The organism is Bradyrhizobium septentrionale, from assembly GCF_011516645.4.
In the GTDB taxonomy this organism is placed as follows: Bacteria; Pseudomonadota; Alphaproteobacteria; order Rhizobiales; family Xanthobacteraceae; genus Bradyrhizobium; species Bradyrhizobium septentrionale.
Map to the genome: position 1 here is coordinate 7,128,889 of NZ_CP088285.1, position 14,748 is coordinate 7,143,636.

The following is a 14,748-nucleotide window of genomic DNA, read 5'->3' on the forward strand; positions in this document are numbered from 1 at the left end:
TCGTCCGGGTTTGGCGACGGCTTTGGCCGAACTGGCCATCTCACGTCGGCCATTTCGAGCCGAGGATGATCGAGCAGAAATTCACCCGCGTGTAGTTCATGTCCTTCAGCGCCAGCACGTCGGCCTTGACGTTGCCGAAGGTGGTGAGCGGCTTCTTGATCGTGCCGGCAGCGAAATGGTCGATGATGTTCTCCTTGAAGTTCGCCTCGCGCGGATGGTGCGCGCAGACGTGGTCGCGGTGTTCGTGCGAGAAATCGTCATAGGCGATGCCGAGCACGTCCATCTCGACGCCGGCGGTGACCAGTGCAACGGTCGGGCGCATGTGCTCGGGGATCCCTGGCGTGGTGTGCAGCGCTATCGATGTCCAGACGTCCTCGATGTCGCGTTCGGCGACGCCATAGCCCTTGAGGAAGTCGCGCGCGGCGTTGGCGCCGTCGACCTCGAAACGCAGGTCCGGGCTCGCATGCGCTGCCGTGAGACCCATGTCGTGGAACATGGCGCCGATATAGAGCAGCTCGGAATCGAATTTCAGCATGCGGCGGTTGCCGGTCAGCGCGCCCCAGAAGAACACCCGGCGGCTGTGATTGTAGAGTAGGTCGTCCTCGGTATCGCGCACCAACTGGGTGGCGGCGCGGGCCAGGGCGCTGTCGGGTACGCGGATGCCGGCGATGATCTCGGTCATTTCAAGACGCTCCTCGATGTGGCAAGACGATGCCGTAGCGTGCGAACACGCTGCCGCCAGCGCTCGTCTCTGCGGTGGATTCGGATCGCCCGGTGGCGTGATCCGTGGCGTGTATGTCGCCCGTTGGGCCTGATCTCGCAACGATCGCGCGCCGCCGGATCGGGCCAACGAGACGTCGTTTCGCGCCAGCTGAGCAAGGAGAGGGTATGGCGGTTCAGAAGATCGCGATCGCGATTCACGAAGGGGTTCAGGCGCTCGATGTCGCCGGTCCCGTCGATGTGTTCGCGGAGACGAACGGCTTTGTACCCGCCGGCAATGGCTACGAGACCGTGCTGGTCGGTGCCAGCCGCGAACCGCTGCGCGCATCGAACGGCATGAAGATATCCGCCGACCTCAGCTTCGATGAGGCAAGGGAGAAGTTCGACATCCTGCTGGTCGCCGGCGGGCCGGCATTGCCCGACGCCGAGCCTGATCCCGAACTGACGCAGTGGCTGCGGGGGGCGCCCGAGCGCGCCGAATTGTACGGTTCGATCTGCACCGGCGCGTTCGCGCTCGGCCATGCCGGGCTGCTCGACGGCCACAAGGTGACGACGCATTGGCAGAACGCGCAGCGGCTGGCGGCGCGCTTTCCGGCCGCCAAGGTGATCTTCGACCGGATCTACATCCGCGACGGCAAGCTGATGACCTCGGCCGGCGTGACCGCAGGGATCGATCTTGGATTGGCGCTCGTCGCCGAGCGTCATGGGCCGCAGGTTGCGGTCGCGGTGGCAAAGCGGCTCGTCGTGGTGGCACAGCGCCAGGGCGGGCAGTCGCAGTTCAGTCCCTATCTCACCGCGCCGGTCGACGAGGATTCGCCGATCTCGCGGGCGCAGGCGCATGTCATGCAGCGCGTCGGCGAGCGCCACACGTTGCAGTCGCTGGCCGAGGCCGTCAGCATGAGCGTGCGCAATTTCGGCCGCGCCTTCGCGCAGGAGACCGGCATCACGCCGCACGAATTCGTCGAGCGGGCGCGGGTCGACGCCGCGCGCCGGTTGCTCGAGGGCTCGGACCGGCCGCTGAAGGCGGTGGCGTTCGACTGCGGCTTCGGCTCGGCCGATCGGATGCGGATCGTGTTCTCCGAGCGGCTCGGCGTGTCGCCTGCGCAGTACCGCGCGAGTTTTCGCAAATTGTGACGCCGTTCATGAAGCGGACGCCTGATCGGGGGTAGGATCGACGTCGTCGACGCCGTTTCCCGCCGCATATCCTTCCCCACGAGGCCACCATGGACGCGCTCACGCTCTTCATCATCCGTCATGCCGAAAAACCTGGCGATGGCTGGCCGGGATCCGGCTTCACCGCGGACGGCGTGTCCGATACCGAGTCGCTTGTGCTCCGCGGCTGGCAGCGTGCCGGCGCATGGACGGCATTGTTCGGCACCGATCTCACCGGCGGTGACTATGCCAAGCCCGATGCGATCTACGCCGCGACGCCCGGCACCACGCCCAACCAGCCGCCAAGCAGCCGTCCGGCCGAGACGATCTCGGCACTCGCCGCGCGCCGCTCGCTGGCGCCGAACATAGGCTTTGGCAAGGGTGATGAGCCGGCGCTGATGCAGGCAGTGCTGGCGATGAAGGGCGTCGTGCTGTTGTGCTGGGAGCACAAGGCGATCATCTCGGACATCCTTCCGCTGATCCCGGTCAGCAAGGGCACGCCGCCGACCAAATGGGAGGGCAGCCGCTTCGACGTCGTGCTGCGCTTCGACCGCGCCAAGGGCGACGACAAGTTCGCCTTCAAGGAGCTGTTTCCGAAATTGCTGTCGGGCGATTCCGACAAGCCGTTGGGTGGTTGAGCGGCGCTGCGGCCAGAGCCTTTTCCGTTCCGATTGAATCGGAACGGGGCTCCAGATTCTTGTTTTGACGCGTTTTCTTCACGCGAACTGGCATCCACTTCGCTCGAAAACGCTTTTGCCGGTCACTCCAGCCCGAGCGCCTTGCGTAATTTCCGCGTCAGCTTCGCGGCGATCAGGGCATGCGCCTGCGCGAGATAGGCCGTGAGCTCGGCGTCGGGCAGGGCGTCGTTGGCCGCCAGCTGCACCCATGTGGCACGCGCCAGATACGGCGCCGGCCGCGCCAGGCCCTGCTCGATCAGCATCTGATAGGCCATGTTCGATGTCTTGAACATGAAGCCGCCGGTGCTCTCGATGTAGCCGCCGGCCAGCGCGAACATCTTGCCGCCGACCTTGAACACCGACGTGCCCTCCCATTGCACGACCTTGGTGGCGGCGGGCAGACGCAGGCAATGAGCTTCGAAGGTTTTGGGGCGCATGAGTCGCAGAAGTTGGGAAACCTTCTGAAGCCTTAGGCCAGCTGCGCGAACGCCGACAAGCCCAGTCATTCCCAGCGAGCGTGGCTGCCGCGGCGTCGGGTCGCCGGGCTCCTCACGAAAACGTGGGTTGTTGCTTTCTCATCTGTAGATATATCGTAAGATATGTTTTCAGTAAGGAGCAAGCAATGAGAAGACAGATGTTTCGTGACCGGGACGATGATGGCTTCCGGTTTGGGTTCTTCGCCATGGGCCGGCACGGCCGAGGCGGCCACCGCTTTGGGCGCGGAGGTCCTGGCTTCTTCGGACGTGGCGGGGGCGGCGACTTTCCGGGCTCGCGGCGGCTCTCGTCGCAGGATCTGCAACTGGTGATCCTGGCGCTGCTCGGCGAGCAGGCTGCGCACGGCTATGAGCTGATCAAGACCATCGAGGAGAAGTCGGACGGTTTCTACAGCCCGAGCCCGGGCGTGATCTATCCGGCGCTGACATTCCTCGAGGAGATCGGCCATGCCAACGTCACGCAGGATGCGGCACGCAAGCTCTACAGCATCACCGAGCAGGGCAAGGCGCATCTCGCCGAGAACCGCGCCACCGCGGACACCATTCTCGAGGCGCTGTCGCGGATCGGCCGCCGCATGGAGGAGGTGCGTGAGGCCTTCGCCGGCGTCAGCGATCTCGATGGCGAAGCGTCCGACGAAATGCACCGCGCCCGTCACGCGCTGAAAAGCGCGCTGCGCCAGAAGCGCGGCAGCGATGCCGCCGAGGCGCGGCGCATCGCGAAAATCCTGGAGCGCGCTGCCGCCGAAATCCTGCAGCAATGACACAGTCGCAGCGAAGGACACCTTTCATGTACAACGCTGAACCGCACAGCGCGATTACTGACGCCCGCGTTGCTGCCGTCATCGAGCGCCTGCAGGCCACGCGCCGGGCGCCCGTGCGGGGCAATCCGATGCAGAGCGGCAGCCGCGATCCGCACGACTATGCCGGGCAGGGATTCTCGATCCATCCCGAGCAGGGCGAACTGATCTATCTCTTGTGCCGCGGCCTGCGCGCCAAACGCGTTGCCGAGTTCGCGACCTCGGTCGGAATGTCGACGCTGTATTTCGCCGCCGCGGTGCGTGACAATGGCGGCGGCACGGTGATCGGCTCGGAGATCGTGCCAGCCAAGGTCCAAACCGCGAAGCGCAATCTCACTGATGCCGGCCTTGCCGACTACGCCGAGATCCGCGAGGGCGATGCGCGCCAGACGCTGCGCGATCTCGGCGGTCCCGTCGACTTCATCCTGATCGATGGCTGGCCGGGCGACAAGGGACCGACGCTCGCGCGCCAAGTGATCGAGATCGTCGCCCCGCAGCTTCGGGTCGGCGGCTATGTCATGAACGACAATGCCGAGACGGATTTTCTGGAGTTCGTGCGCGATCCCAAAAATGGCTTCGTGTCGATCACGCTGCCGCTCAAGGGCGGCACCGAGCTTTGCCTCAAGGTGGCATAGGGCGGCGGACGGCACCATTTGATCGACGGCTGGCGTGATTGTGAGCCGCAACCACATCACGCCGTGCTGCGGTACTATGGCGCAAACGCCATCTGGCAACCAAGGCAACTATCTACAAATGCTTTTTGAGAAATTCAAAGAGCATTCCTCCCCCAATAAAGTAGGGGAGCATAACGATCCAGAAGAGGCGACCGCATTGGCGCCTCAAAATCTGCCCTCTTTCGTCGAGTTCGTCGACGGACGGCATCCTTCTCAGCAATTGTAGCTTCCACTTGCTGACGCCCGGTAAGATATGCCGTGACATCTCGGCGCCGAGAAGCCAAATCCGGAATCCCAAGATCAGGAGACTGACAACCCAGCAAAATCGAAGCAGATCAAACCAAGTGGGCATCGGAACTAGATTTCCATCAGCGCGACTTGCTCGATCTCACGCGCCGCAACACAGGGGGCAGAAAGAGCACGTTAGATTGATAACTTAGAGGAATTTGCATTTTCCGGGGTCAGAGTGGGTAAGTTGCTCAATCTTGGTAGCTGTTTCTTTCGCAGCCGGATCATCCGGATTCACTGAAAGCGAGGCAACTATAGAAACAAAATCGCCTTCGACAAATTCCTTCGTAATCCGAACGTATAGTTGATCGCCGACTCTCTTGAGAAGATAGCTTTGGGACTTAACGACAATCAAAGGTGACGTCTGCTCAAATATTTGCAGGCGTATTTCATCATCGCCCCCAAGGCTCCCCTTAACGTCGAGGCCGATAATCTTTCGCATAAGGTCTAAATATCGATCCAAATCCGCCTGTCGCTCCTTTCGTGACTGCGGCTTTTCGGGTTTCGGCTTGTCGCAAGCCAAAATCATGGCTCGATTGGTTGAGATGAGTCTCGGCTTTGCTGGCTGAAGTACAGCAACCGGCTTGGCGGCTGGCGCTGGAGTGTCGGATACGATGGAAGTTGGCTTTATCGGCTCGATCGAGCGCAGAGCATTTGTGTAGTACCAATAGTTCCACCACAGACCGCACGCAGTGACCGGCACCACAAAAAACTTGCGGCCGAAATGATGAAGCCCAAGGCCGATCCCGCCCAAAGCTGCTGTCCCTATGAGAGACCAGCCGATCCATAGCTTGTCAGGGGCAATCATGATTGCTCCCGCGCCAGCCAAGCCCAACAGCCCAAGCAATGCCGAGCTTTCCCTCAAAGGATATCTGCATGGGAATCACCTCTCGCACTTTATCCTAGGAACGGGATTCCCTAAAATTTCAGGTAGTGGATAACCGCCCGAGTCAGGCAGACCCCTTGGGTTTGCGCGACTATATCGCCATGCTGGATTTTGCCGGCGCTTCTTGCTCTGTTCGAGGAAAATCAGGAGCGAAGCGCCGCATGTCCGAAGTCTCGCCAATTCATCCGCTCGATCGCCCGATCTGGAGCGCACTGACCACGAGGCAGCGCGGCCTGGCCGAAGGCGGCACCGATGCCCGGCGCTTTCCGCTGGCGATCGCACCCTTTGCCGACATGGTCGACATGTCGTCCGAGAGCTTTGCCGCGCTCGGTGCGCTGCTGTCGGGACCTGAGATAGCGGTGCTGTTCACATCAGATCCGGTCACGGTGCCGGCGGAGTTCAAGGTGCTGCTGGCCGAGACCGGCGAGCAGATGATCGGCACACCCGCAGACTTTGCGCTGTCCGGTGTCGAGATCGTCACGCTCGGCGCCGCCGACGTGCCTGCGATGATGGCGTTGACGGAGCTGACCAAGCCCGGCCCGTTCAGCGCGCGGACGCATGAGCTCGGCACCTTTCTCGGCATTCGCGTGAACGGCGAGCTGGTCGCGATGACCGGGGAACGCATGAAGCCGGGGAACTATACCGAGATGACCGCGGTCTGCGTGCATCCGGACCATCGCGGCCGCGGCTACGCGCAGGCGCTGCTGTCGGCGGTCGCCCGCCAGATCGTGGCGCGCGCCGAAATTCCGTTCCTGCACGTCTTCACCAGCAATGTCTCGGCGATCGCGCTCTACCGGCGCCAGGGCATGGAAATCCGCCGCCGTCTGCACATCACGGTGTTGCAGAAGCACGGGCAGGGCTGAAGTGTTGGCTCTGCTCAATTCGGCGCTCGCTCATGCCAGCCTGTTGTTTGCCTGATGCACCGAGCGCTTGTCGCAGCTGGGGTCGATCGCGACGACGGCTGTCGCGATCCGGCCGCGTGCGGCGACATTGTTGCTGATCTCGACGTTCCTGGAGCGGCCGACATAGATCGCGCTGTCGGGCCTGATCCTGAAGAACTCGCCGGCCCCGAACGCATTGCCGCGCACAAATGTCTGGCCGATCACATTGTCGGCGATCTTGAGGCCATCCGCATTGCTGACGAAGATCGCGTAGATGCAGGAATCGTCGATGTGATTGCCTTCGATGATGACGCGCCGGTTCTCGAAATTGTCCTGAAATCCCTTCGCGCTCTCCGGCGGCACCATGCCGACATAGATGGTGCCGAGGGTGCCGCTGCCGCTGGTCAGCTCATTGGCGCCGTTGACGCAATGGCTGAAGCGGTTGCCTCGGAACACGAGGTTGTCGGCAAATCCCGACTCCGACCAGAAGCCGATGTCGCTTCCGGCCTGTAGCGCCACCCCGGTCGAGAAGGTGAACTGGCAGTTTTCGACGATGGCGTTCGGCGCCTTCATCAGCACCCGGCCGCAGGCGTGGAAGCTGCACCTCAGCACCGTGGCGCCTGACCCGGCATGCGTCAGCGAGGTGATGGCATCGCCGACCCTGAGCGGCAGGTCCTGCTGCAGGGTGACGTCATAGATCAGGTCCGGCTGGGTGGTCGGGCTCCGGTTGTTCCAGAGCTGTGCGATCTTCGCCTTCAGCTCCGGCGCATGGCGCTTGGTCAATTGCTCGACCTTGCTGCGTCCGAGTGAACGAAACGTCGCGTGATCGCAGCTCTCGATGTCGTCACCGGCCACAAGGCCGATGTCCCATTTCGGGCTGAGCAAAAAGCGCCGCGGTGCCGTCTTAGCGACCACATAGTAGTAGAAGCCGTGCACATTGATGGCGTCGTCGCAGGTATTGGCAAAGCTGCAATCCTCGAACGTCGGTCCACGCTCGAGCGCGGTGAAGTGCGAACCGTCCGAGTTGGTCGAGATCAGCCGGTCGGTCGTCGCGCTTTTCGGCCGAGGTCCCGGAACGACCGAGACTTTTTGCAGCATCATCGAGCCTTCGCCGCCATTCTCGATGATGCCCATGCCCGGCGAGGCCAGGAGCTTCAGGTCGATCAGGCTGGTTGCGACGCTGGAGTCCACCGTAACGGCGTGCGCGCCGCCGTTGGAGATCGCGACCACGTCGCCGATCGCGATCGGCAGCTGGCTCGGGGAGCGGTCATTCGCGCCCCACTGCAGTCGTACCTTGATCAACCCGTCACTGATGCGCGCGACGTGGCTCGGTGAGAGGAAGTCGCGGGCGCCAGTCTTCAGCGCCCGGTTGTGGCGGTCCATCACCTTGAAGAATCCGCCGGCCATGGCGGCGAGCAGGGCGGCATCATCGGGATAGCCCGGATCGATCCTCACCGTGATCTCGAGTGCGGCCTTGTCGAAGGCCGCGATCGTACCCTGCGTGAACGGCAGCGGATCATAGTCAATGCTGAGGTCACGAATCGTGAGGTGGCTGCAATCCGAGATCACGAAGGTCCCGCTGCGCGTCGTGTTGATCAACTGCGCGCCATTGCCGTTCAGCTCGAAGCCGTGCAACTGCCGGAACGCGAGCGGCCGCTTGATTCGGTAGCTGGCGTTCTTCTCGAGGTTGAGGACGATGTGAACCGGTCCGGCCTTGCTGGCGTCAGCCGCCGTTTTGGCGACGGCAGCCAGCGCCTTGGCGAAGGCCGCGTCGGCGTCGCCACTGGAGGTGACCGTGAAGGTAGCCATGTCGAAGGTTGCAGACCCAGGGCGCGGCGCCGGTTCGGCGCCGCTTTCGGCGCCGAGCAGCGGGGTCGCCACGACGAACGAGGCAAGCGTCAGCGCTCGCCGGCGGCTGATCGGCATCATGCATGGCTCCTTGCGCGACCGCGATCGATCGCCGCGCACTATCCGGCCGCGGAGATGAATTGGAGCCGAACGACGCGGAGGTGGCGCAGGGGCTCTCGACGTTGTGATGAATATCGCCGCCGGGAGCGTGCGACAGCGACCACGCTTGTTCTTTGCGCTGTTCAGTTTCCTGCCGATCCTGCTGACCGAGCGGCTCGGTGTGTCCAGCCAGAGCGCCGGCGGGCTCAGTGCGCTGGCGGCGGCGGGCAATGTCGTCGGCAATCTCGCCGCCGGCAATCTGCTCGCGCGCGGCGTCTGCCGCACCGTGTTGATTGCTGTGGCGGCCTTCGTGATGGGCGCCTCGGCGCTCGGAATCTTCCTGCCGGTGCTCGGCGTGTGGGGGGCATTCTTTCTGTGCCTGCTGTTCTCCGCGACCGGCGGCCTGATCCCGGCGACGTTGCTGGCGACCGCACCCGCCGCGGCGCGTTCCGCGGCGATGGTCCCCGTCATGATGGGGCTGTTGATGACGGGCAGCAATTTCGGCCAGGTGACCGGACCGATCGCGGTCGGCGCTGTGGTCTCGACCTGGGGCTGGGGCGCGGCCTGTATCATGGTGGTTGCAGCGGCGATCCTCGCCGGGCTCGCGGCCTGGATGCTGGCGCGCGGCGATCACAAGCGCGTGGGTGAGGCGAGGGACCCGGCTTGACGCCGCTGGCGCAGAGGTCGAAGGAGTGACGGTCTCTCACGCCAACGACAACAGGAAAGCTTCATGACACGCGTGCGCTGTATCACCGAAATGGGCATGGGCGTCGACGTTCACGGCCGCGACGCCACCAAGGCCGCCAGGCGCGCGGTCTCGGATGCGATCCGCCATTCCAGCCTCGGCTTCTTCCGCATGCTCGGCAAGACCGCGAACGACATGTTCGTCGACGTCACGATCGCCGTGCCGAATCCCGAAGACGTCGATATCGCAGCGGTCGCCAAGGAACTGCCCTATGGCACCAAGACGGTGAAGGCAATCGCGGGCGGGCTCGAAATCCCGTCTGATCTCGGCAACGACCCGATCCTGATCGCGAATGCCGCCGTCATCGTCAGCTTCGACGACGGGAAGACCGGCTGATCAACCGCGGTGGGTCGATGGGATCGAGAGCCATCCCTCACGGCGTCGTCCTGGCGAAAGCCAGGACCCATGACCACGAACGCTGATTGTTGTATGCGCTGCAACGACGATCTTTCACCCAACAGATGCCGGTGGCTATGGGTCCTGGCTTTCGCCAGGACGACGGAATTGGAGGCGTTACTCGCCGCCCCTAAAATAGTCCGGCTTGCCGGTCGTCCAGGTCTCGCCCCAATGCTGGCCGCCGCCATCGACGGTCAGCGTCTCGCCGGTGATGAACTTGCCGGAAGGCGCGGCGAGATAGGCGGCGGCTTCCGCGATGTCCCAGGGCGTGCCCGGCCGCATCATCGGGTTGGAGCGTGGATAGGCGGCGCGTGCCGCTTCGCTGTAGACGTTCCAGCCCTCGGTCTCGATCGCGCCGGGCGCGATGCAGTTGATGCGGATGTTCAGCGGCGCCCATTCGACCGCGAGCGCGCGCGACAGCCCGATCACACCGGCGCGCGCCGCGATGGTGTGCGCGATGCCGTAGAGGCCATGCGTCGTGACCACGACGATATTGACGATGCTGCCGGGATGCTTGCGGTCGCGCCAGAGCTGCGCCGCAGCCTGCATCATATACCAGGTGCCGTTGAGATTGGTGTTGATGACCGCATTCCAGCCCTTGATCGAGAAATCGATCGCAGCTTGCGGGAACTGGCCGCCGGCGCTGTTGACGAGATGATCGATGCGGCCATGCGCGGTCCACAGCGTGTCGAACATCGCGCTGACTGCATCGGGATCCCTGATGTCGGCGACATGCGCGGAGGCCTTCAGGCCGCGATGGCCGAGCTGATCGACCAGTGCATCGAGTTTGTCGGCGTTGCGGCCGACCACCACGACGTGAGCGCCGAGCCGGGCGAACAGCCATGCGATGGCGCGGCCGATGCCGCCGGCGCCGCCGGACACGACGACCACCTGACCGGCCAGCGCATCCGCCGCGAACACGGTCCGGTGTGTCGCGAGTTCGTCATCGGAGAGGCCGAGCCTTGCGACCGTTCTTGCGTCTGTCTGTTGATCGTTCATGGCCGGTTGCAGACCTTGCGGCTTTCACTGAGCTCCGTACATTAGCCACCCAACAACAACCCTGCAAAGAATGTCGACATGACCGACCTGTCAGCCTTTCCCATCACAAAACGCTGGCCCGCCCAGCATCCGGATCGCCTCCAGCTCTACTCGCTTCCGACGCCGAACGGCGTGAAGGTCTCGATCATGCTCGAGGAGATCGGGCTGCCCTATGAGGTCCATCTCGTCGACTTCGGCAAGGACGACCAGAAGACCCCGGAGTTCCTGTCGCTCAATCCGAACGGCAAGATCCCGGTGATCCTCGATCCCAACGGTCCCGGCGGCAAGCCGCTGCCGTTATTCGAGTCCGGCGCCATTCTGCAATATCTCGCCGAGAAGACCGGCAAGCTGTTGCCCTCAGATCCGGCGCGCCGCTACCAGGCCATCCAGTGGGTGCATTTCCAGATGGGCGGCATCGGACCGATGTTCGGCCAGGTCGGCTTCTTCCACAAATTTGCCGGCAAGGATTATGAGGACAAGCGGCCGCTGCAGCGCTATGTCGACGAATCCAAGCGCCTGCTCGGCGTGATGGAGATGCATCTCGCCGGGCGGCAGTGGTTCATGGACGATGAATACACGATCGCCGATATCTCGATGATCGGCTGGGTGCGCAATCTGATCGGCTTCTACGGCGCGCGCGAGCTCGTCGCATTCGACCAGTTCAAGCACGTCGCCGGCTGGCTGGAGCGCGGTCTCGCGCGGCCGGCCGTGGAACGCGGGTTGAATATTCCGAAGCGGCCTTAGGCCGCTCGCTTCAGCAGCTCATAGACGACCGGATTGTCGGCACAGGCGCCAAAGCCGCATTCGAGCAGGGTGGAGAGCACGTTCAGCGCCGTCAGCACGACCACGAGCCACACGGCACCTTGCGCGAACTTGCCGGGCGAGGCGCCCGGCGCCGCGCGGTGGTTGAACTGGCCGTCGAACAGCAGCATGGCGGCGAGCAGGACGATTGCCGCAATGAAGGCGATCAACGCCCACGTATAATAATGATAGCCGCGCAGCGCCGAACCGTAGCCGGCGTCGCCGGGGAGGATGTGCAGCAGCACCTGCCGGGACGAGACCGTGGCGCCGAGCACGGCCGTCAGCAGGGACATGGCATAATGGCTCGGCCGTGGTCCGAAGCGGATGTTGAGGATCGGCCCGATCGCCAGCAGGGCGAAAAGGATGCGCTGCAGCAAACACAGCGGGCAGGGCAGCTCGTGCAGCACGAGCTGCGCGGCAAAGGCTGCGGCCAGCAGCAGCGCAAGGCCGTAAAGTGCGAGCGCGTTCAGGGTGACGGCCTGCGTATCGTTCATGGCTGGCCTCAGAACGACAAAGTGAGACGGTCGGTGGCGTGGTGCAGCAAGGTCGCAACGCAGGCGACCAGGATCACCGCGAACAATCCAATCGCGACAGGACGCGGACCACGCCAGGCCACCAGCATGGCGATGGTGATGGCGAGAAACAGCACGGTGAATTCCATCCTCAGCCTCCGGATGCGAGCTTGGCCGTAGTCTATGACAGATTCGTGTGCGCTCGCGGCGGGCCTGAATGGGCATTGTCGCTTGCGCAGTGCTCGGCCAAGATGGCATCACCAGTTGAATTCATCCTAACCCGGGGCACCTCATGACCACAGACGCGATCAGGCCCGCCGCCCAACGCCATCATCAGCCCTGGTACAAGATCCTCTACGTCCAGGTGCTGATCGCGATCGCGGCAGGCGTCCTGATCGGGTACTTCTACCCAAATCTCGGCAAGGAATTGAAGCCGCTCGGCGACGGCTTCATCGCGCTGATCAAGATGATGATCGCGCCGGTGATCTTCTGCACCGTGGTGCACGGCATTTCTTCGATGGGCGACCTCAAGCGCGTCGGCCGGGTCGGGTTGAAGGCGCTGATCTATTTCGAGGCGGTGTCGACGGTCGCGCTCGCCGTCGGCCTGCTGATCGGCGAAGTGCTGCAGCCCGGCCGCGGCTTCAACATTGACCCCTCCACGATCGATCCGAAATCGGTCTCCACCTATGTGACGCAAGCGAAGGAGCAGGGCATCGTTTCCCACCTGATGGCGATCATCCCCGACAGCTTCTTCGGCGCGTTGGCGCGCGGCGACCTGTTGCAGGTGCTGCTGATCTCGATCCTGTCAGGATTTGCCATTGCCTTGATGGGTAAGCCCGGCGAGCCGATCGCCGAGGCGATCGACAAGGCATCCAAGATGTTCTTCGGCATCATCCGCATGATCGTCCGGCTTGCGCCGCTCGGCGCCTTCGGCGCTATGGCTTTCACGGTCGGCGCCTATGGCCTCGGCTCGCTGGTGAATCTGGCCGCGCTGATCGGCACCTTCTACCTCACCAGCGTGCTGTTCGTGCTGATCGTGCTCGGCGCGATCGCCCGCCTCGCCGGATTCTCGATCATCCGCTTCATCGCCTATATCAAGGACGAATTGCTGATCGTGCTCGGCACCTCGTCGTCGGAGACGGTGCTGCCGCAGATGATCCAGAAGATGGAGCATCTCGGCGCCTCGCGCTCGGTGGTCGGCCTCGTGGTGCCGACCGGCTACAGCTTCAATCTCGACGGCACCAACATCTACATGACGCTGGCGACGCTGTTCCTGGCGCAGGCCACCAACACCCATCTGACGATCTGGCAGGAGCTCGGCATTTTGGGCATCGCCATGATCACCTCGAAGGGTGCCTCCGGCGTCACCGGCGCGGGCTTCATCACGCTGGCCGCGACGCTGTCGATCGTGCCGGACATTCCGATCCAGTCGATCGCGATCCTGGTTGGCATCGACAAGTTCATGAGCGAATGCCGCGCGCTGACCAATCTGATCGGCAACGGCGTCGCCTGCATCGTGATCAGCCTTTCCGAAGGCGAGCTCGACAAGGACGCGCTGCACGAGGCCATGGCGCATCCGCTCGAGCTCGGCGAGGCGCTGGAGCCGGGCGGGGCGGGCTAAAGCAATATGAAGTTATGGGGCCGTCGCAGGGGGGCGCTGCCAAAATATCGAAAACAACCCCATGCGAAGTAGCCGGCGGCGGCCGGCGTTCGACCAGGCAACTTGACACGTCGGGCAATTCAGGGATATATTTCTAATATGCAGAAATTGCCCAAATGTCCCCTCGCGCCAAGGCTGTCGCATATGGCATTTGCGGGCTTCTGCAACTGAGGTTTCCACATCGCAGGCGGGAGAGGGAACGCGCGTTATTCGCGGCCGCAGCCTGGGCCGTGAACCCATAAAGTGGGCAGGGCCTGCGCTGTAGGAATATGCGCCAAGACTTGAGCGCATTATGCGCCATCGATAGTCCATTGCGCGACAGGCTCACCTCTGCGAAGGAGTACATCTAGCCCAATCCAGGAACGCTTAACTATGCTCACCGTCTATGGCGAAGGCCGTGGCTTCCGTGTTGTTTGGCTGCTCGAGGAATTAGGATTAGCCTATCGGCTGCGCCCGGTCGATCTGCTGGCAGCCGAGAAGGATCGCGATTTTCTCGCGATCAACCCCGCCGGCTTCATTCCCGCACTGCAGGACGGCGAGACGATCATGGTCGAATCGATCGCTATTCTTGAGTACCTGCTCGCGCGCCACGGCTCAGGCTCGCTTGCCGTCGCCCCGGACGATCCCGCCTTCGCTTCCTATCTGCAATTTCTCCACTTAGGCGAGGCCGGGCTTGCCGGGCCGATGAACGCCGTCATTGTCGGTCGCCAACTGGCGCCCGAAGCCGAGCGAGATGCCCGGGTAACCCGCTGGGCACTCGAGACCTTCGAGAGCCGGCTGGGGTTGGTTATCCGCCGCCTCGCGGATTGCCCCTATCTCGCCGGTGACCGATTCACTGCTGCCGATATCTCGGTGAGCTACGCCCTCCTGCTCGGCCTGCGAACCGGCAACTACGTCCCAGGTTCTACCGAGCGGGACTATCTCGCCCGCACGACGGCACGCCCTGCCTACGCCCGAGCGATGCAAAGCTGCCAGGCCACCAAGGCTTGGGCGGCAAGATCACCGGGATTGTAGTGCTCGCTTCATCGGAGCGGCCAAGCGACGGGAGTAGTACTGCGTAAGCCGTGTACTCATTGAGCG

General features: G+C 63.3%; 18 protein-coding genes. 11 read left to right on the forward strand and 7 right to left on the reverse strand.

Features of this window, described 5'->3' with window-relative positions; all coding sequences use genetic code 11:
* Window positions 1-40: 40 nt before the first annotated feature.
* A complete protein-coding gene (locus HAP48_RS35595) occupies window positions 41-682 on the reverse strand; it encodes an HD domain-containing protein (protein WP_166204464.1) in 642 nt (213 codons plus the stop codon).
* Window positions 683-888: 206 nt separating this feature from the next.
* Here HAP48_RS35595 and HAP48_RS35600 point away from each other — a divergent pair, with 206 nt between their 5' ends.
* Window positions 889-1,854 (forward strand): GlxA family transcriptional regulator, encoded by a 966-nt coding sequence (locus tag HAP48_RS35600; protein ID WP_166204465.1) that lies wholly within the window; start codon window positions 889-891, stop codon window positions 1,852-1,854.
* Window positions 1,855-1,943: 89 nt separating this feature from the next.
* A complete protein-coding gene (locus HAP48_RS35605; RefSeq protein ID WP_166204466.1) occupies window positions 1,944-2,510 on the forward strand; it encodes a histidine phosphatase family protein in 567 nt (188 codons plus the stop codon).
* 122 nt (window positions 2,511-2,632) lie between these two features.
* Here HAP48_RS35605 and HAP48_RS35610 read toward each other — a convergent pair whose 3' ends face one another.
* The gene (locus tag HAP48_RS35610) at window positions 2,633-2,986 is read right to left on the reverse strand and encodes an MmcQ/YjbR family DNA-binding protein (RefSeq protein ID WP_166204467.1); all 354 of its coding nucleotides are present in this window, start codon (window positions 2,984-2,986) and stop codon (window positions 2,633-2,635) included.
* A gap of 185 nt (window positions 2,987-3,171) precedes the next feature.
* Between HAP48_RS35610 and HAP48_RS35615 the strand changes: the two genes are divergently transcribed.
* The 3 genes from HAP48_RS35615 to HAP48_RS35625 are packed head-to-tail and all read left to right on the forward strand — an operon-like array spanning window position 3,172 to window position 4,740.
* A complete protein-coding gene (locus HAP48_RS35615) occupies window positions 3,172-3,804 on the forward strand; it encodes a PadR family transcriptional regulator (RefSeq protein WP_224496748.1) in 633 nt (210 codons plus the stop codon).
* A 26-nt stretch (window positions 3,805-3,830) separates the two neighbouring features.
* Window positions 3,831-4,475 (forward strand): O-methyltransferase, encoded by a 645-nt coding sequence (locus HAP48_RS35620; protein ID WP_166204468.1) that lies wholly within the window; start codon window positions 3,831-3,833, stop codon window positions 4,473-4,475.
* 34 nt (window positions 4,476-4,509) lie between these two features.
* Window positions 4,510-4,740, forward strand: a complete 231-nt coding sequence (locus tag HAP48_RS35625; protein WP_166204469.1) for a hypothetical protein — start codon at window positions 4,510-4,512, stop codon at window positions 4,738-4,740.
* 210 nt (window positions 4,741-4,950) lie between these two features.
* On the opposite strand, the gene HAP48_RS35630 is transcribed toward HAP48_RS35625, so the two are convergent.
* Window positions 4,951-5,610, reverse strand: a complete 660-nt coding sequence (locus HAP48_RS35630; RefSeq protein WP_166204470.1) for a hypothetical protein — start codon at window positions 5,608-5,610, stop codon at window positions 4,951-4,953.
* A gap of 239 nt (window positions 5,611-5,849) precedes the next feature.
* Between HAP48_RS35630 and HAP48_RS35635 the strand changes: the two genes are divergently transcribed.
* Window positions 5,850-6,551, forward strand: a complete 702-nt coding sequence (locus HAP48_RS35635; RefSeq protein ID WP_166204471.1) for a GNAT family N-acetyltransferase — start codon at window positions 5,850-5,852, stop codon at window positions 6,549-6,551.
* Window positions 6,552-6,581: 30 nt separating this feature from the next.
* Here HAP48_RS35635 and HAP48_RS35640 read toward each other — a convergent pair whose 3' ends face one another.
* Window positions 6,582-8,498, reverse strand: a complete 1,917-nt coding sequence (locus HAP48_RS35640) for a right-handed parallel beta-helix repeat-containing protein (RefSeq protein WP_166204472.1) — start codon at window positions 8,496-8,498, stop codon at window positions 6,582-6,584.
* A 106-nt stretch (window positions 8,499-8,604) separates the two neighbouring features.
* Between HAP48_RS35640 and HAP48_RS35645 the strand changes: the two genes are divergently transcribed.
* Both HAP48_RS35645 and HAP48_RS35650 read left to right on the forward strand, forming a co-directional pair.
* Window positions 8,605-9,183 (forward strand): MFS transporter, encoded by a 579-nt coding sequence (locus tag HAP48_RS35645; protein ID WP_224496749.1) that lies wholly within the window; start codon window positions 8,605-8,607, stop codon window positions 9,181-9,183.
* Window positions 9,184-9,246: 63 nt separating this feature from the next.
* A complete protein-coding gene (locus HAP48_RS35650; protein ID WP_166204473.1) occupies window positions 9,247-9,597 on the forward strand; it encodes a Lin0512 family protein in 351 nt (116 codons plus the stop codon).
* Between the two features lie 177 nt (window positions 9,598-9,774).
* Here the strand turns inward: HAP48_RS35650 and HAP48_RS35655 are convergent, their stop codons facing one another.
* Window positions 9,775-10,656, reverse strand: coding sequence for an SDR family oxidoreductase (locus HAP48_RS35655; RefSeq protein WP_166204474.1), 882 nt, complete (start codon window positions 10,654-10,656; stop codon window positions 9,775-9,777).
* A 78-nt stretch (window positions 10,657-10,734) separates the two neighbouring features.
* Here HAP48_RS35655 and HAP48_RS35660 point away from each other — a divergent pair, with 78 nt between their 5' ends.
* A complete protein-coding gene (locus HAP48_RS35660) occupies window positions 10,735-11,439 on the forward strand; it encodes a glutathione S-transferase family protein (RefSeq protein ID WP_166204475.1) in 705 nt (234 codons plus the stop codon).
* Here HAP48_RS35660 and HAP48_RS35665 read toward each other — a convergent pair.
* Both HAP48_RS35665 and HAP48_RS35670 read right to left on the reverse strand, forming a co-directional pair.
* On the reverse strand, window positions 11,436-11,990 hold the full coding sequence (locus tag HAP48_RS35665) for a disulfide bond formation protein B (protein WP_166204476.1): 555 nt from the start codon (window positions 11,988-11,990) through the stop codon (window positions 11,436-11,438). The genes HAP48_RS35660 and HAP48_RS35665 overlap by 4 nt on opposite strands.
* Before the next feature lie 8 nt (window positions 11,991-11,998).
* Window positions 11,999-12,157, reverse strand: a complete 159-nt coding sequence (locus HAP48_RS35670) for a DUF5993 family protein (RefSeq protein WP_165445965.1) — start codon at window positions 12,155-12,157, stop codon at window positions 11,999-12,001.
* Window positions 12,158-12,300: 143 nt separating this feature from the next.
* Between HAP48_RS35670 and HAP48_RS35675 the strand changes: the two genes are divergently transcribed.
* Together HAP48_RS35675 and HAP48_RS35680 are read left to right on the forward strand one after the other, a co-directional pair.
* Window positions 12,301-13,629, forward strand: coding sequence for a dicarboxylate/amino acid:cation symporter (locus HAP48_RS35675; protein WP_166204477.1), 1,329 nt, complete (start codon window positions 12,301-12,303; stop codon window positions 13,627-13,629).
* Window positions 13,630-14,040: 411 nt separating this feature from the next.
* Window positions 14,041-14,682 (forward strand): glutathione S-transferase family protein, encoded by a 642-nt coding sequence (locus HAP48_RS35680; protein WP_166204478.1) that lies wholly within the window; start codon window positions 14,041-14,043, stop codon window positions 14,680-14,682.
* The last annotated feature ends 66 nt before the right edge of the window (window positions 14,683-14,748 follow it).